A 16,533-nucleotide genomic window follows, 5' to 3' on the forward strand; every position below is an offset into this window, starting at 1 on the left:
CCGCCCCGGGTGGGGACGGCCGCCGCGACGGATGACCTTGGTGCAGGTGAGCGGGCCGGTGGGTCAGTGGCCGGCCGGCATGTGCCGCGCCCCGGCCGGCGCGGCCGCGACGCTCGCCGGCGCCCCGGAGGCGGGCACCGGGGTGACGGTCCAATCCGGATGGCCGGGCATCGCCGGGGTGGTGGTGCCGTACAGCCAGTCGCCGAGGAACGAGCCCAGGTTCTGCCCCGAGACCGCCGAGGCGAGCCGGATGAAGTCCTGCGTGGAGGCCGACTTGCCGCGGTACCGGCTCACCCAGGCACGCTCGACGCGCTGGAACTTCGTCGCGCCGATCTTCTGCCGCAACGCGAACAGCACCAGCGCGCCGCCGTCGTACACGTTGGGGTTGAAGACGTCCCAGATGGAGTCCGCCTTGAGCGGGCGGGCGACCGGGCCGAACCGCGCCCGGAACTGGTCGCCGCGGGCGTAGACGCTCTTGAAGTACGCGTCCAGCGACTCGGCGCCGGTGTACTGCTTCAGCGTGCCGGTCTCGTCGGCGTACGTCACCTCGTACCAGGTGGCGTGCCCCTCGTTCTGCCAGACGTCGCTCCAGCTCCACGGCGACACGCTGTCGCCGAACCACTGGTGGGCCAGCTCGTGCGTCAGGATCGGGTTCAGAATGTACGACGGGTAGCCGGTGAACGAGGTGTCGTAGAGCGACAGCGTCTGGGTCTCCAGCGCGAAGCCCAGCTCCCCGTCGATGATCAGCGAACCGTAGTTCTCGAACGGGTAGCGCCCGACCTTGCCCTCCATCCAGGAGATCTCGTGGCGCTCGTCGGCGACCTTGGGCAGCAGGTCGTCGGCGAGCCGGCGGGGCACGACGTCGCGGACCGGCACGCCGTTGACCGGTGCGCGGTTCTGCACGACGAAGTCACCGACCGCCACCTGCACCAGCTCGCTGGCCATCGGGTTGGTCTCCCGGAACGTCGAGGTGACGTAGCCGTTGCGGGTCTTGGTCCGTACCCGCACGCCGTTGGCCGTGGCGGTCCACCCCTGCGGCGCCACCGCGGTGATCGTGTAGGTCGCCTTGTCGCGCGGGTGGTCGTTGCTCGGGAACAGCAGGTGCGAGGACGCCGGCTGCCCGGCCAGCACGGTGCCGTCGGGCGTGACGACGAAGCCGACCGGCGCGTCCGCGTCCGGCTGGATCGGGGTGGCCTTGAAGCCGGACACCCGCACGGTGAACCGCCGGTGCGCCGGCAGCGCCCGGGCCGGGCTGATCACCAGTTCGTCGCCGTCGCGGGTGAAGGTCGCCCGGCGCCCGTTCACGGTGACCCCCCCGACCGCGTCGCCGCCGAAGTCGAGGTCGAAGCGGGAGAGGTTCTGGGTGGCGACCGCGGTGATCGTGACGTCGCCGGTGATCTGCTGCGCCGGGTCCTTCTTCGGGTACGTCAGCACGAGATCGTAGTTCTGCACGTCGTATCCGCCGTTGCCGAGCAGCGGATAGAGCCGGTCCCCCAGCCCGGGCGCGCCGGGCGTCGCGTGGCCCGCGGCCAGCGCGGGACCGGTGACAGCCACGGCGCCGGTGAGCCCGAGGACGACGGCCGTACCGGCCGCCAGGAGGCGGGACGAGATGGTGCCTGAGACAGCTTCCATGACCGCCGAGCCTAGAACAGATCGAGAGGCTTCGTTGACCGTTCCGGCGGATCCTCACCCGGGCACCCCCGGGGTCAGCCGGCCACGCAGGTCACCGGGCGGCAGCTCCACGGAAAGGGCCGGCCCGCGAGAGCGAGCCGGCCCCGTCCTCAGCGGTCGGTCAGTACCGGTAAAGCTGCGGGAGATCGAACGACCAGACGCCCCGGCCGTGGGTGGCCGCGTACAGGCGCAGGCCGGTCGGCCCGTCCTTCAGTTGCAGGGTGGTCGTCGTGGGCAGGTTGCGGCCGAGAGCCGACCAGCGGCTGCCCCACGGGTAGCGGAAGAAGATCCCGGTGTCGGTGCCCAGCGCCAGGCCGCCGCCGGGCGTCATCCGGATCGTGTTGGCCGGGACGTCGGGCAGGTTCCCCGAGATGTCGGTCCAGTGCCCGCCCGCGTCGCGGCTCTCGAACACGTGCCCGACACCCGCGCCCGGGCCCTCGGTCCACTTGCGGGAGAAGCCGTTGATCGCGACGACCACGTGCCGCGGGTTCGCCCGGTCCACGTCGAAGCCGGACACGTACCGGTTGGGCACCGTGCCGTCCACCGGCAGCGTGAGCTGGTGCCAGCCCGTACCGTCGGTGCGGCCGACCGCGATGCCGCGGGTGAAGCCCTGGTTGTTGCACGGGCCGCACCAGCCGGCGTAGACCAGGCCGCCGGAGGTGGCGACCGCCGTGGCGACATGGCCCTCGCCCAGGTCGAACAGGCTGCGCCACTCCTCGCCCGAGCGGATCGCGAAGCCGTTGTTCTGGATCCACACGTGCTGGCCGCCGGCTATCCACGTGCGGGTGTTGCGCGGGTCCATCGTGATCGGGGCGACGAAGCGCGCGGCGCCGGTCTCGTTGTCCGGCGGGGCGACCTCGTAACTGGTGGCCAGCGCCGGGTTCTCGGTCCACGACCCGTCGTTCACCGCGCAGTTGTTGGTCACCCAGATGTCGAGGTAGACGTACTCCTCGGCGATGTTGCAGCCGTTGCGCGGGTCCACGATGGTGTCGGTGCCGTCGCCGCCGAAGTTCGAGCCCATCACCCGGTCGCCCGGGCGCAGGATCGACTGGCCGTTGTCCTGCAGGCCGCCGGAGACGGCCACGCCGCCGCGGTCACGTCCCACGCCGACCGAGTAGTACTGCAGGACGTCGATCGTCCCGTCGTTGAGCGAGCGCCAGTCGGTGGCGTGCCCGGAGGCGTCCGCCTGCCCGCGGACCGGGCGCCGGTAGATGCCGCCGTCGTTGCCCACCATCACGTACGACTTGCCCTGGTAGCGACCGACGGCCGCGGAGTGCTGGTCCGGATGCGTGGTCTGGTGGCAGTCGCCGGTCTGCTTCGCCGGGTCGATGCTCCAGCACTCGAACCCGAAGTTCCAGTACGGGCCGGGCGTCGTCCACGTCGACCCGCCGTCGGTGGACTCGAAGACCTCCTCGAGGCCGGCGTACACATGGTCGGGGTTCGCGGGGTCGACCTGCAGGAACTGGTTGTACCAGGACTGGATGCCGGGCATGTAGCCCGGATCGGTGAGGGCCGAGCCCGAGGCGGCCAGCTCGTGGTAGTCGGCGCCCAGCGTCCACGGGCCGAACGGCGAGCCGGACCGGGAGACGTAGAAGCCCTGCAGGGCGCTGTCCGGGTTGGTGTTGTACTGCGTGGGCGACTCCTCGATCGCGTAGTACCGCGACCCGTCCGCCGACGGCATCAGCGTCACCATGCCGACGTTCGCCGCGTCGGAGGGCATCTCGCCGGCGAGCGTGGTGCGCTGCCAGGTCCCGCCGCTGCGGACGTAGAAGCCGTTGTACGTGTCGCCGGCGCGCCACCCCGCGGCGATGATCACGCGGCGGGGGTTCGCCGGGTCGGCCGCGAAGTCGTTGATGATGTTCTTGTACGCCGCGTCCGGATCGGCCTGCAGCGTGCCGCCCGGCAGGTAGTCCGGGTTCGGCGCGAACTCCCGCTTCCACGGGCCGCGCAGGTCGGTCAGCGAGTGCGAGTACGCGCCCCGGTTCGTGGCCGCCCACACGGTGCCGCCGAAGAACCGGAGCTTGCGGATGATCGTGCTCTCCAGCTCGGTCCCGCCGACCCGGTCGGACGCCCGGAACGAGCCGTGCCGCGGGTCGCGCAGCACGTACACGCCCGAACCGACGAACGAGGTGGCGCTCGTGTTGGCCTCGCCGGTGGCCCACCAGAGCCGCCCGGCCCGGTCGAGCCGCAGGTCGCCGGTGGACGGCGAGAACACCCGGTCGGCGATCGGCTGCCAGCGGCCGCCGCCCGTGCGGGAGCGCCAGACGCCGCCGTTCGCCGCGCCGGCGTACACGTAGCCCTTGTCGTCGGCCGCCATGCCGGTGATCCGCCCGGTGACGAAGCCGGCGCCGCCGGACGAGTTGCTGTTGACGTCGCGGTAGCGCGGATCGTCCGAGTTGTACGGCAGATCCGTCACGTGCCGCCAGCTGCCGGGCGTGCGGGGCAGCGCCTGCTGCTGCGCCCACGCCGCCGAGTACGCCCCGGGCGCGACGATGCCGGGCGCGCTGCGGGCCTCGGCGTACTGTTCGGCCGCCTCGGCGATCTCCCCGGGATCCTCGCTCTCGGGTTCCTCGGCGAACGTGCGCGCCTGCTGGGCCCGCTCGGCGGCGATCTGGACGTGGCGGCGGTACGGCTCCGGCCGGTGGTCGCCGCCGGGTGCGGCGGCGACGGACACGGCGGGCGTGACGATCAGCGCGAGCGCGGCGGTCGCCGCGACGAGGACTCTGCGCGATGACGGTTGATCGAGATGAGGCAGCATTGCCCACTCCTCCCCGAGGGGATGCCGTCCACGAAGGATGGTTCCGGCACCCTCTGGGGATCCTCATCGCAGCGTGAGAGGTCGGCAACCGTACGAACAGCTTCGATGTGTCAGCCGGGCGGCCGCTCAGCGGGACGGCTCGATGAGCTCGTCGGCCACCCACGCCGCCACACCGTGCGGGTACGGCGCCGGCAGCGAGAGCACGAGGTGCCGGAATCCCGCCTCGGTCGCCCGCCCGATCGCGTCGCGCGTGGGGCCGGGATCGTCGTACGCGACCGGCAGCACCAGCGAGCGGGTGAGCGAGGCCGGGTCGCGGCCGATCTCGGCGCAGTACCGGTCGAGCAGGGCACCGCGGCGGACGGCGTCCGCCACGTCGCCGCCGGGATAGTTCCACACGTCGGCGTGCTCGGCCACCACCCGCAGCGTGGCGGCGGCACGGCCACCGATGACGATCGGCGGGTGCGGGCGCTGCACCGGCTTCGGGTTGCCGAAGGCCCCACTGAGCTGGACGTACGTGCCACGGAAGTCGAACGGCTCATCCTGCGTCCACAGGCGCCGGATGACCGTGCACGCCTCGGCCAGGGCGCCCACGGCGTACGCGGCGTCGTGGAAGGGCAGGCCGTGGGCGTCGTACTCGCGCCGGGCCTCCGGGATGTCCGTCCGCGAGCCGGCGCCGATGCCGAAGTCGAGCCGCCCGCCGGAGACGACGTCCACGGTCGCCGCGATCTTGGCGAGCACCGCGGGCGGCCGCAGCCGGTTGCTGGTCACCAGCACGCCCAGGCGCAGCCGCTCGGTACGGGCGGCGAGCGCGGACAGCAGCGTCCAGCCCTCGTACGCCGGCCCGGCCGGGTCGCCGCCGATCGGCATGAGGTGGTCGAACAGCCACGCGTGCCCGATCTGCGGTACGGCGTCCGCCTCCTGCCAGACCCTCAGGATGTCGGCGTAGTCCACCTGCTGCGGAGCGGTCATGATCCCGAACATGTCAGCGCCGCCGCAGGGACGCGTCGAGCAGGGCCGGCGGGGTGTCGATCTTCTCGTCGGCGGCGAGGTCCACGCCGGGCGCGACGATCGCGTCGATCGCGTCCAGCACGTCCGCGCTGAGCACGGTGTCCGCGGCGGCGAGCTGGGAGCGAAGGTGGTCCGGGGTGCGCGGGCCGATGATCGCGCTGGTGACGCCGGGATGCGCGGTGACGAAGCCGAGCGCCAGCTGGATGAGCGTCAGGCCGGCCTCGTCGGCGACCGTCGCCAGCCGCTCGACCGCGTCCAGGCGGGCCCGGTTGGCGGGCAGCGTGAGGTCGAAGCGCTGCGGCAGGATCGCCGAGCGGTGGGTCGAGATCTCCCGGCCGGCGCGCACCGCACCGGACAGCCAGCCCGAGGCGAGCGGGCTCCACACCAGCACGCCGAGGCCGTACTGCTCGGTGACGGGCAGGACGTGCGTCTCGATGCCGCGCTGCAGGATCGAGTAGCTGGGCTGCTCGGTCACGTACCGGCCGAGGTGGTGCTCCCGCGCCGCCCACTGCGCCTGCACGATCCGGTACGCCGGGAAGGTCGAGGAACCGAAGTACCGGATCTTCCCCGCGCGCTGCAGGTCGGTCAGCGCGGACAGCGTCTCCTCGTCGCTCGTGGCGGGGTCCCACCGGTGGATCTGGTAGAGGTCGACGTGGTCCACGCCGAGCCGGCGCAGGCTGTCGTCGAGGGCGGTGACCAGCCAGCGACGGGAACCGCCCCGGTGGTTGCGCTCCTGGCCCATCGGCTGGGTCGCCTTGGTGGCCAGCACGATGTCGTCGCGGCGGCCGGCGATCGCCTTGCCGACCATCTCCTCCGACTCGCCCTGGCCGTACATGTCGGCGGTGTCGATGAGGTTGATCCCGGCCTCGAGGGCGGCGTCGACGATCGCCGTGGCCTCGTCCTGCGTGGTGCGTCCGATGGCGCCGAAGTTCATCGCGCCGAGCACGAGCGAGCTCACCTGCACGCCGGTGCGGCCGAGGGTGCGGTACTGCATGGTGGTCCTCCTGCGGAATGAGGCATACTGGAAACGGATCGCTGTTCCGCTACCAACATACGGAACAGCGTTCCGCTTACGCAACCCCGTCGTACGACAGGATGAGTGGGTGCCACCACAGAAGCGGGCGGACGCCCGCCGCAATGAGCAGACGCTCCTGGAAGCCGCCGCGAGCGTCTTCGTGACCTCGGGCGTGGACGCGCCCGTGCGCGACGTCGCCGCCCGCGCCGGCGTCGGGGTGGGCACGATCTACCGGCACTTCCCGACCCGGGCGGACCTGATCGTCGCCGTGTACCGGCACCAGGTCGACGCGTGCGCCGAGGCCGGCCCCAAGCTGCTGAAGGAGGGACCGACCGCGCACGCCGCGCTGACGCGGTGGATCGACCTGTTCGTCGACTTCCTGGTCACCAAGCACGGGCTCGCGGCGGTGCTGCAGTCCGACAACGCGAGCTTCCGGAACCTGCACGGGCTCTTCCTCGAGCGGCTCCTGCCCGTCTGCGCGCAGCTGCTCGACGCCGCCGTCGCGGCCGGGGAGATCCACACGGAGATCAGCCCGTACGAGCTCCTGCGCGGCGTCGGCAACCTGTGCGCGGGCGTGGAGGGCGACGAGCGCTACGACGCCCGCCGCCTGGTCAAGCTGCTGGTCACCGGGCTGCGCGGGACGCAGCCCGGTGACGTCACTCCGGTCGCCTGAGCGGCAGCATGTCGTCGAACGGCAGGGTGGCCGCCCGCCGTGTCCGCGCCGCGGTGTCGCTCACCCCGGCCCAGCGGCGCAGGGTGGCCGTGGCCGCCGCGGCGTCCGCCGGGGCCAGCCGGGAGATGTTCGCGCCGTGGTTCGCGCCGGGTGCGACGTACAGGTGCGAGTCGCGGGCGCTGGGCGTGAACCGCTCGGAGCTCCACGGGTCGTTCTGGCCGTAGACGAACAGCATCCGCTCCGAACGGGTACGCACCCAGTGATCGACGTCCAGCATCGGCAGCGGGTCGTGCCGCGTCTTCAGGTCCGCCGGGAGCACGGCATTGGGGGCGTACAGGCCGGGATAGCGGGTGAGGCCGCGCAGGTGCCGGAACGCCAGGTCGGGCCAGCCGAGCTGCGCGGCGGCCTGCCGGTAGTACGGCAGGTACGGCGCCAGCCCCTGGTCGGTGTAGAAGCTCCAGCCCGCGATGCCGTCGATCCAGGCGTACAGCTCCTCGTCCGTCGCGGTGACCGGGGGCACGGACGGGCAGTCGGCCGCCGACGAGTACTGCCAGAACGCCCACGGCGTGTCCAGCACGGTCAGCTCGAACGAGCGGTCCACCGTGCCCACCGTGCCGGCGAACGTGTAGCCGTTCGCGGCGGCCTCCGCCTCGAGCAGCGCCACGAGACGGTCGCGCCGGCGCAGCGCCTCCTGCTGCAGGTTCCGCAGGGCCGCCCGGCAGGTCGCGTCCCCGACCGTGGCGAAGAAGTGCTCGTACGCGCCGTCGAGCGGATTCACGACGTCGTCCGGGGCCACGTACGCCACCACGCCGTCGACGTCGCCCGGGTAGAACCGGCGGTGGTAGACCGAGGTCATGCCGCCCTTGCTGGCGCCGGTCTGGATCCACCGTCCGGAGTAGATGCTCTTGAGCGCCTGCACGATCCGGTGCTCGTCGGACGCCTCCTGCCAGATCGTCAGGTCGGACCAGCCCGCCGGCTGGGGCCGCGACGGCGTGAAGAAGCGGTGCTCGACCGACACCTGGTTGGCGCCGAGCAGCGCGGTCGGCTCGGTCTGCGACGGCCGGGGCTGGGCGGGCAGCCCGTAGCCGCCGGTGGCCAGCACGACCGGCGCGTCGGCCGAGCGGTGCAGCAGGGTCAGTCGCTGCGCGAACGTGCCCTGCCCGGGGTGCCGGTGGTCGGCGGGCTGGCGGTACTCCAGCACGAAGAACCGGTAACCCTGGGGCTCGCTCTGCGACACGACGGTCAGGCCGGGGATCGCGTTCAGCCGGTCGACGAGGTCGTCGGCGGCCGCCGCCGGGGCCGCGGGCGCGAGCAGGGCCAGCGCGGACACGGCCGCGACGAGGAGGCGCCTCACCAGCCGGCCCGGGCCTTGATGATCTCCGTACGCAGCGCCGGCGGGCCGTCGACGGGCGCCGGGTCCTCGGGCGTCGGCGTCACTCCCCCGGCGGCGACGCGGTCCAGGGTGCGCAGCCCGGCCGGGCCGGTGCTGCCGAAGATCGTGTAGTTGGGGCGCAGCGCGGAGTCGGCGTACACCAGGAAGAACTGGCTGCCGTTGGTGTCCGGACCGGCGTTGGCCATCGCGAGCACGCCGCGGGCGTAGACGCGCCGGGCACCCGTGGGATCCGTCGGCGCGGGCGGCAGGTCGGTCGGCAGCTCGTCCTTGTAGCGGTAGCCGGGGCCGCCTTCGCCCGTACCCGTGGGGTCACCGCACTGCAGGACGCTCAGCGTCGGGTACGCGGTGAGCCGGTGGCAGATCGTGTGGTCGTAGAACCGGTACCGGACGAGGTGCAGGAAGCTCTGCACCGTGCAGGGCGCCGCGGCCCGGTCGAGCGTGAGCGGGATGGGCCCCAGGTTCGTCCGCAGCAGCACCCCGGCCGTGCCCTGGTCCGGGGTGTGCGCCGGGTCGCGCGGCAGCGGTACCGGCCGGGCGGCCGGCTCATCGGGCGTGGGCGTGTACTGGCAGGGACCGTTGGTCGGCTGCTGCGGGCCCGCTCCAGCCGCTGCGGCGGCTGTGCCCCCGACCGCGACCGTGCCGGCCGCGAGCGCCACCGCGAGCGCGCGGCTCAGGAATGCGTGGATCACCGGAACCCTCCGTCCCCATCGACAGACATCGACCTTGCTTAATCGATGACCATGCCCGGGGTCAACCCAGGGACGGAGGGTTCCGGTGTGGATCAGGCGACCGAGGCGGGGAACCGCTCCCAGACGCGGTGGGTGGACAGCAGGTCCTGCAGGGCCGTGAACGCCGCACCGCCGGATTCGGCGGTCACGACGCCCGGCGTACCGGCGACGCCGGCCTGCTGCAGCGCGGCGACGCCCTCGCCCCAGGCGCCGATGGCCTTGGCGTGCCGCCAGCACTCGTCGATCAGCAGCTCCACGCGCGGATCCACGGTCGCGAGGGCCACCCCGCCCTCGGCGCCCGCCTTGGCGTCGCGGGCCGGCAGCGCGTCGGGCGCCGGGGCCGGCGCGCCGGCGAGCAGCAGCGCGTCGAACTCGACGGACCGGGCGGTGGCGAAGGTGCGCTGCACCGGGTCGCCGCCGACCATGCCGCCGTGCGGGGCGATGAGCAGGGGCACCATGCCGGCCGCGAACACCGCCCGGCGCACCTCGCTGACGTCGTCGAGGCCGCCGCGCGGGTCGACCACGATGCCGATCATCCGGCCGTCGCCCGGCCACCGGCCGCCGACCTGGGACAGGGCCGGGCTCGGGGTGACCTCGGCGAGCGGCACGGTCGGCTCCGGCGCCGGCAGGCCCAGCCCGACGGCGACCTGCTCGCACAGGACCGGGTCGATGTTGGCCAGGCACTGCAGCTGGCGCTCCTTGATCGCCTGCTCGTAGCACTTGCCCAGCTCGAACGTGTACGCCCGGATGATGTGCTCCTTCTCCACCGGCGACATGCTGGCCCAGAACAGGCGCACCTGGCTGTAGTGGTCGTCGAAGGTGACCGGGTTGGCCCGGACCTTCGGCGCCTCGGCCACGATGACCGGCAGGTCGGCGAACGCGTTCTCCTCGGTCGTGAACGGGTTGCCGCCGTCCAGCGAGTTCGGCTTGTACGGCGCCACCCCGGCGTGCACCGCGTGCTGGTGGAAGCCGTCGCGCAGCATGTCGTTCACCGGCGCGTGCGGCCGGTTGATCGGGATCTGCGAGAAGTTCGGGCCGCCCAGCCGGGTGAGCTGGGTGTCGACGTAGGAGAACAGCCGGCCCTGCAGCAGCGGGTCGTTGGTGACGTCGATGCCCGGCGGCAGGTGGCCCAGGTGGAACGCGACCTGCTCGGTCTCGGCGAAGAAGTTCGTGGGCGTGCGGTTCAGCGTGAGCTTGCCGATCGCCCGCACCGGGGCGAGCTCCTCCGGCACGATCTTGGTCGGGTCGAGCAGGTCGATCCCGGCGAACGTCTCCTCCGGCGTGTCCGGGAAGACCTGGATGCCCAGCTCCCACTCGGGGAAGGCGCCGGCCTCGATGGCGTCGTACAGGTCCCGGCGGTGGAAGTCCGGGTCGACGCCGGCCAGCAGCTGCGCCTCCTCCCAGTCCAGGGAGTGCGTGCCGAGCTTCGGCTTCCAGTGGAACTTCGCCAGCACCGTCTCGCCGGCCTCGTTGACCAGGCGGAAGGTGTGGACCCCGAAGCCCTCCATCGTCCGGTACGAGCGCGGGATGCCGCGGTCCGACATGTTCCAGATGGTGTGGTGCTGCGCCTCGGTGTGCAGCGAGACGAAGTCCCAGAACGTGTCGTGCGCGCTCTGCGCCTGCGGGATCTCCCGGTCGGGGTGCGGCTTGCCGGCGTGGATGATGTCCGGGAACTTGATGGCGTCCTGGATGAAGAACACCGGGATGTTGTTGCCGACCAGGTCGAACGTGCCCTCGTCGGTGTAGAACTTCGTGGCGAACCCGCGGGTGTCGCGGACCGTGTCGGCCGATCCGCGGGAGCCGAGGACCGTCGAGAAGCGGACGAAGACCGGGGTCTCCTTGCCCTTGGCGAGGAACCCGGCCTTGGTGACCTCGGCCGCCGTGCCGTAGCCGACGAAGACGCCGTGCGCGCCCGCGCCGCGGGCGTGCACGACACGCTCGGGGATCCGCTCGTGGTCGAAGTGCGTGATCTTCTCGCGGAAGTGGTGGTCCTGCATGAGGATCGGGCCCCGCGGGCCCGCCTTCAGCGAATGGTCGGTGTCGCGCAGGCGGGCGCCCTGCGAGGTCGTCAGGTACGCGCCCTGCTGCGCCTTCGCCGGTGCGGGGACGCCGGTCTCGGCGCCGGTCGGCGTACGTGTGTCCGGGGTGCCCTGCTCCTTCTTCGGCGGCAGCGGCTCGGCCGGCGTGGTGGGCTCGTTCAGCGGCGCCGGGGCACTGCCGGGCTTGCCGGGCACGTCGGAGCTGAGCGCGTCGGCCACCTTCGCCGTGGCGGCCTGCACGACGTCCTTGACCACCTTGGCGGGGTTGTGCGACTCCATATGGGCGGATCCTCCAAGTTCGGCGGCTGATGGCCCACAGCGGGTACCCGGAGGCGGTCGCCGCAAACGACGAGCCTTTAGATGCCGCGGTGGCCCGGCCCAATGAAGCGGGCCGCGAATCGGGCGGTGAACAGGTCGGAGCCCTTGCGCCGGCGCACTTCCTCGACCGTCGCCGCGGCGGGCCCGTCGGACGTGGGCAGCTGGCCGACCCCGGCGTACGGTCCCAGCGGCAGGAGGATCCGGCGCCCGGATGCCGGGACGTGGACAGCCTGCGGCGGGTCACCCGCAACCTGCGCCGTGATGTTCGCCGCGACGATCGCGGCGTGCTCCATGGCGTAGGAGGCCATCTTCGGGTCGGGAAGGCCGGCGACGTCACCGATGGCGTAGACGTGGTCGTAGCCCCGGACGTTCAGGTGCTCGGCGACGGGGACCGCTCCCCGATCGCTGAGCGGCGTGAGGTGTCCGTCGGCCAGAAAGCCGGTGTTGAGGCTGACGCCGAACGCGCGGAACCAGATGTCGGCGACGATCCGCTCACCCGTGCCGGTGGTGACCGTGAAGCGAGCCTCCCGGCCGGGCGGGACCGGTGGCAGCGCGCTGAGCCGGGTGGTCAGGCGTACGTCGATCCGCCGGTCCGCCAGCTGGCGGCGCAGGTCGTCCCGCACCTCGGGCAGGAAGCCCGGGAGCAGCCGGTCGCCGCGGTCGACGACGGTCACGTGCTTGTCCGGCCAGGCGTCCCTGACCTCGCCGGCCAGCTCCAGCCCGACCGGGCCACCGCCGACGATCAGCACGCGACCGGCGCCGGCCAGCTCCTTGTGGGTCTCGCGGAGATCGTCCAGCTGCTGGGCGACATCGGTCGCGCCGGCCCTCGGCTTCGCCGGGTACGGGTAGCCGGAGCCGGTCGCCAGCACCAGGTAGTCGGCCCGCACCCGCGCACCCGAGGAGAGCGTCACGCCGTCCGGGTCCACCGAGACCACGCGATCGCGGATCACCCGGCCCCGCTCGAGCAGGGTCCGGAGCGGGAAGAACGCGTGCGGCGCCCACTCCGGCCGGGTCAGTGCCCGCAGCGAGGCGGCCGCGTTGACGAACGCCTCCCGCGGATCGATGAGGACCACGTCCGCGACGGCATCCAGCTCCTTCGCGACCAGTGTTCCGCCGTACCCTCCGCCGACCACCGCGACCACGGGCTCCATGCGCGCCTCCCTCCCAGTTGTCGTGACAACTATAGGCCCGGAAGTTGTCTCGTCAACTCTTGGTCGACTAGCATCTCGCCATGGCCGAGCCCCGTACGCTGGAACCCGAGCAGTGGGAGCTCTGGCATCTCTGGATGCAGGCGCACCGGCTCCTCAGCCGCGAGCTGGACCGCGACCTGCAGCGCGGCTACGGCATCTCCAAGGCCGAGTTCAGCGTGCTGCTGACCCTGCACAGAACGCCCGGCGGACGGCTGCGCGTCGGCGAGCTCGCCGAGTCGCTCGACTGGGCGAAGAGCCGGGTCGCCCACCAGCTGACCCGGATGGAGAACCGCGAGCTGGTGCAACGGACCGACCACGAGTCCAACGGCCGCCGCACCGGCGTCAGCCTGACCGCCGAGGGCCGCCGCGCGGTCCAGGAGGCCGTCCTCGGCCACGCGGACAACATCCGCCGCCACTTCTTCGACACACTGACCCCGGACCAGGCCATGGCCATGCGCGAGTGGAGCCGGCAGACGGTCGACCGCTTCGAGGCCGGCGCCGCGCCGACCGGCTAGCTGCCGGCGCCCGCCGGCACCGGCTCCTTCCCGGCCGCCCTGCGGCCCGGGAGCTGGTCGAGCCGGACCAGCGCGATGCCCGCGACCACGAACGCCCCGCCGATCAGCTGCATGACGCCGGGCAGCTCGTCCAGGACCAGCCAGGCGATGAGGACCGCGAACAGCACCTCGGTCAGCCCGACGAACGACGACAGGGCGGCGCCGAGGATGCGGGCGGCGCCGATGCCGGAGACGTACGAGATCACCGCCGCGACCAGGACCAGCCCCGCGGTCGGCAGCAGCCAGCTCATCCGGTGCCCGGCGAAGCCGACCGACCCGAACGTCGCGTGCAGCGGAAGGACGCCGAGCGCACCCAGCCCCACCAGCACCACGGCACCGAACGCCATCCCGCCGCAGGCGAGCGCGACCGACGGCAGGTCCGGGTGCACCCGCGCCGACAGCACGAAGTACGTGGCCAGCCCCACCGCGGCCATCAGGCCCCACAGCACGCCCACCGGGTCGAGCCGGGCGTCGCCGGTGACGTCCAGCACGAGGCCCAGGCCGACCACGGCGGCGACCGCGCCGGCCACGGTGAGCCGGCGCGGGCGCTCGCCGTGGCGCAGCCACATCCACAGCATCACCAGCACGATGCCCGAGTACTCCAGGAGCAGCGCCACCCCGACCGGTAGGTAGCGGACCGCGTTGAAGAAGCCGAGCTGGGCGCCCCCGACCGCCAGCAGGCCGAACAGGCCGACGTCGGCCAGCGACCGGCGCGCCACGCCCCAGCGCCCGCGCAGGGCGAGCACTGCGGGCACGGCGAGGATCAGCGCCGCGACGCCGACGCGGACGGCCACCGCGGCGCCGGCCGACCAGCCGGCGTCGATCAGCGACCGGGCGAAGGTGCCGGACGTGCCGAACGTGGCCGCGGACAGCAGGGCCAGGCCCAGGCCCAGGCCGAAGCCCGGGCGGGCGGAGCGTACGGGCCGCACGGGCACCCCCGAGGTAACGAGCGAAATGACTTTCGCTCATGACGCTAACACCGTGGCGTCACCGCACGGGCGCCCCCTGCTCGCTCGCGACGCGGACCAGCTCGACCAGGCCGCCGGCGTACTCCTGGGCCTCGGCGTGCGCCTCGTCGAACGGCGGCTGGAAACCGACGCCCTCCCACTCCTGCGTGGCCTCGTTCCAGCGGTCGTTGCCCACCTCGAAGTCCCAGGCGTCGATGCCGAGGTCGTAGTACAGCTGGTCGGCGGAGTTGCCGGCCGCGGAGTACAGCACGTCGGCGACCGGCCCGGTGTACGCCGGCCAGGTCACCGTTCCCCGCTCGGCGGCGATGGCGCCCACGATGCGCCGCGCGCTGTCCAGGAAGAACTTCGACTCGTCGATCGACGGCCGCGGCAGCGTCACCCGCCCGTCCGCCTTGTACGCCCCCGGCGGCCACATGAAGTACCCGCCGTAGCTGTGCACGTTCATCGCGAACTTGATGTTCGGGTGCGCGCGGGCCAGCGCGATCACGTTGCGGCTCTCCGCCTCGGACAGCTCGCCGGTGCCGGCGTACGTGCCGGAGAGGCAGTTGGGGCTGCCGCCGACGTAGCCGTCGAAGTACGAGCCGACCGCGTAGTTGCGGTTGACGTCCACCCCCCACGAGTCCCGGTTGCGCGGGTCACGGGCCGTACCGGTGCAGTGGTTGACCAGGTTCTTTCGCTGGAAGTTGAAGTCGTTGAACGAGTAGTTGGCGCCGTCCGGGTTGACCGTCGGGATCACGAACACGTCCGCCGAGTCCACCAGGGCGCGGGTGGCCGGGTCGGTCGCGTAGTTGGCCAGCAGCCGCTCGGCGAACTCCAGCGTCACCAGCGGCGTCGCCCACTCCCGCGCGTGCTCCTGCGAGTAGGCCAGAACGCCGATCTTCGAGCCGTCGCGGACCTTGCCGATGCGCAGCGCCTGCACGGTCCACGGGCGCTTCGGCACCTCCGTGCCCTCGAGGCCGTCGTCGAGGCGTACCGGTCCGGCGACCGGCATCGGCAGGCCGGCCGAGCCCTCCTCCACGAACGCGCGGAACCGCTGCGGGTAGCGCGCCGAGATGAAGGCGGCCACGTCGTCGGTCGTGCTGATCACCTTGCCGCCGGAGTCGGTGGCGAGCCGGACCGTCAGGACCCGGTTCCGGTACGTGGCACCCAGCGGCCGGTCCGGCGCGCCGGGATCGACCGTACGCACCTGCACGCCGTTCATGCCCTGGTCACCGAAGCGGACGGACTCCACGACCACCGCCGCCGCGGCCGGGTCACCGAGGTACGCGGACGCCGTACGCCGATAGCCCTGGGTCCTGTCCGGCAGGTTGATCACGTCGACGAGCGCCGGGTACTGCCGGGCCAGCCGCCTGATCCGCGCGCTGATGTCCGTCGGCGTCATGTACGCGTCGACGAAGTCCTTCTGGTAGCCGGCCGGCTGCGCGGGCGGGGTGGCGTTCGGCCACGGCGCCGGCGTCACGGCCCGCGACTGCCCGCCCAGGCTCGACGTCGCGCTGACCTGCACCGGACGCGCCGGCAGCGGCTGTGGCAGCGCGTAGTGGTACTGGTACTCCCCCGAGTCCTCGAAGCGCACCAGCGGGTACGACCCGGTGGCGCCGTCGGCCGTCCGCCACGTCACCGTGATCTCGACGTCCGGGTCGTCGGTGGCGGTCGTGGCGACCTGCGTCTGCAGGAACGTCCGCCCGTTCGTGGTCCACCAGTACGCCTGCAGGAACTGCAGCGTGTCGGCGGCCTGTGCCTCGACGGCGCTGCGACTGCGGGCGAGCAGGCGGGCGGCGTCGGACTGCCGCTGGATCAGCTGGACGGGCACGGCACCGCCGGCGGTCAGCGCGGCGAGCTGCCGGTCGTCCACGACGACGTCGGCCAGCACCGCCCCGGGCACGGTCCTGGGCCGTGCGGCGAGATCAGCGCCCGCGGCGACGAGGCGCTGCAGCGCGGCCTCGCCGGGCAGCCGGAAGCGGACGAGCGCGTGCTCACCGGCGACGAGCTGCACGGTGGCCGCGGCGGGCGCGGGCGGCGGGGCGGGTGCGGCGTTCGCCGCGGGTGGGACGAGGGCGGTCGCCACGGTGAGCACCACGGCGGCGGCCGGCCAGCGGAGCCGGATCATCGAACCTCCTGCGCCATCGAAGGATGTCGCTGCCAGCCCATCCCACGGATCGGCCGATGTCAACGCGACGGTATGCGGCGCAATGCGACTATCGGCACGTCTCGACACTAT

General features: G+C 72.7%; 12 protein-coding genes. 2 read left to right on the forward strand and 10 right to left on the reverse strand.

The window, feature by feature from the left end:
• Nucleotides 1–63: 63 nt before the first annotated feature.
• The 4 genes from COUCH_RS27950 to COUCH_RS27965 form a co-directional block, all read right to left on the reverse strand.
• On the reverse strand, nucleotides 64–1,632 hold the full coding sequence (locus COUCH_RS27950) for a M1 family metallopeptidase (RefSeq protein WP_249608198.1): 1,569 nt from the start codon (nucleotides 1,630–1,632) through the stop codon (nucleotides 64–66).
• A 160-nt stretch (nucleotides 1,633–1,792) separates the two neighbouring features.
• The gene (locus tag COUCH_RS27955) at nucleotides 1,793–4,429 is read right to left on the reverse strand and encodes a glycosyl hydrolase (RefSeq protein WP_249608199.1); all 2,637 of its coding nucleotides are present in this window, start codon (nucleotides 4,427–4,429) and stop codon (nucleotides 1,793–1,795) included.
• A 126-nt stretch (nucleotides 4,430–4,555) separates the two neighbouring features.
• Nucleotides 4,556–5,398, reverse strand: a complete 843-nt coding sequence (locus tag COUCH_RS27960; protein WP_249608200.1) for an LLM class flavin-dependent oxidoreductase — start codon at nucleotides 5,396–5,398, stop codon at nucleotides 4,556–4,558.
• 13 nt (nucleotides 5,399–5,411) lie between these two features.
• Nucleotides 5,412–6,431, reverse strand: coding sequence for an aldo/keto reductase (locus COUCH_RS27965; RefSeq protein WP_249608201.1), 1,020 nt, complete (start codon nucleotides 6,429–6,431; stop codon nucleotides 5,412–5,414).
• Nucleotides 6,432–6,540: 109 nt separating this feature from the next.
• On the opposite strand from COUCH_RS27965, the gene COUCH_RS27970 reads away from it, so the two are divergent.
• Entirely contained in the window at nucleotides 6,541–7,125 is a 585-nt protein-coding gene (locus COUCH_RS27970) for a TetR/AcrR family transcriptional regulator (protein ID WP_249608202.1), read from the forward strand.
• Here the strand turns inward: COUCH_RS27970 and COUCH_RS27975 are convergent.
• The 4 genes from COUCH_RS27975 to COUCH_RS27990 all read right to left on the reverse strand — a co-directional run bounded on the left by COUCH_RS27975 (nucleotide 7,109) and on the right by COUCH_RS27990 (nucleotide 12,754).
• Nucleotides 7,109–8,479, reverse strand: a complete 1,371-nt coding sequence (locus COUCH_RS27975) for a S28 family serine protease (RefSeq protein WP_249608203.1) — start codon at nucleotides 8,477–8,479, stop codon at nucleotides 7,109–7,111. The genes COUCH_RS27970 and COUCH_RS27975 overlap by 17 nt on opposite strands.
• On the reverse strand, nucleotides 8,476–9,207 hold the full coding sequence (locus tag COUCH_RS27980) for a peptidylprolyl isomerase (protein ID WP_430640822.1): 732 nt from the start codon (nucleotides 9,205–9,207) through the stop codon (nucleotides 8,476–8,478). The genes COUCH_RS27975 and COUCH_RS27980 overlap by 4 nt, the downstream gene beginning before the upstream one ends.
• 92 nt (nucleotides 9,208–9,299) lie before the next feature.
• Nucleotides 9,300–11,564, reverse strand: coding sequence for a catalase (locus tag COUCH_RS27985; RefSeq protein ID WP_249608204.1), 2,265 nt, complete (start codon nucleotides 11,562–11,564; stop codon nucleotides 9,300–9,302).
• A gap of 77 nt (nucleotides 11,565–11,641) precedes the next feature.
• Nucleotides 11,642–12,754: an NAD(P)/FAD-dependent oxidoreductase gene (locus COUCH_RS27990; protein WP_249608205.1), complete on the reverse strand. Its 1,113-nt coding sequence runs from the start codon at nucleotides 12,752–12,754 to the stop codon at nucleotides 11,642–11,644.
• An 80-nt stretch (nucleotides 12,755–12,834) separates the two neighbouring features.
• Between COUCH_RS27990 and COUCH_RS27995 the strand changes: the two genes are divergently transcribed.
• Nucleotides 12,835–13,308: a MarR family winged helix-turn-helix transcriptional regulator gene (locus tag COUCH_RS27995; protein WP_249608206.1), complete on the forward strand. Its 474-nt coding sequence runs from the start codon at nucleotides 12,835–12,837 to the stop codon at nucleotides 13,306–13,308.
• Here the strand turns inward: COUCH_RS27995 and COUCH_RS28000 are convergent.
• Both COUCH_RS28000 and COUCH_RS28005 read right to left on the reverse strand, forming a co-directional pair.
• The gene (locus COUCH_RS28000; protein WP_249608207.1) at nucleotides 13,305–14,276 is read right to left on the reverse strand and encodes an EamA family transporter; all 972 of its coding nucleotides are present in this window, start codon (nucleotides 14,274–14,276) and stop codon (nucleotides 13,305–13,307) included. The two genes, COUCH_RS27995 and COUCH_RS28000, sit on opposite strands and share 4 nt — an antisense overlap.
• 58 nt (nucleotides 14,277–14,334) lie before the next feature.
• Nucleotides 14,335–16,422 (reverse strand): M14 family zinc carboxypeptidase, encoded by a 2,088-nt coding sequence (locus tag COUCH_RS28005; protein WP_249608208.1) that lies wholly within the window; start codon nucleotides 16,420–16,422, stop codon nucleotides 14,335–14,337.
• Nucleotides 16,423–16,533: the final 111 nt, after the last annotated feature.

Source organism: Couchioplanes caeruleus, assembly GCF_023499255.1.
In the GTDB taxonomy this organism is placed as follows: domain Bacteria; phylum Actinomycetota; class Actinomycetes; order Mycobacteriales; family Micromonosporaceae; genus Actinoplanes; species Actinoplanes caeruleus_A.

Excerpts from the sequence above, each read along its gene's own strand:
- COUCH_RS27950 (WP_249608198.1), bottom strand. The coding sequence starts at position 1,632 with ATGGAAGCTGTCTCAGGCACCATCTCGTCCCGCCTCCTGGCGGCCGGT.
- COUCH_RS27955 (WP_249608199.1), bottom strand. The coding sequence starts at position 4,429 with ATGCTGCCTCATCTCGATCAACCGTCATCGCGCAGAGTCCTCGTCGCG.
- COUCH_RS27960 (WP_249608200.1), bottom strand. The coding sequence starts at position 5,398 with ATGACCGCTCCGCAGCAGGTGGACTACGCCGACATCCTGAGGGTCTGG.
- COUCH_RS27965 (WP_249608201.1), bottom strand. The coding sequence starts at position 6,431 with ATGCAGTACCGCACCCTCGGCCGCACCGGCGTGCAGGTGAGCTCGCTC.
- COUCH_RS27985 (WP_249608204.1), bottom strand. The coding sequence starts at position 11,564 with ATGGAGTCGCACAACCCCGCCAAGGTGGTCAAGGACGTCGTGCAGGCC.
- COUCH_RS27990 (WP_249608205.1), bottom strand. The coding sequence starts at position 12,754 with ATGGAGCCCGTGGTCGCGGTGGTCGGCGGAGGGTACGGCGGAACACTG.
- COUCH_RS27995 (WP_249608206.1), top strand. The coding sequence starts at position 12,835 with ATGGCCGAGCCCCGTACGCTGGAACCCGAGCAGTGGGAGCTCTGGCAT.
- COUCH_RS28005 (WP_249608208.1), bottom strand. The coding sequence starts at position 16,422 with ATGATCCGGCTCCGCTGGCCGGCCGCCGCCGTGGTGCTCACCGTGGCG.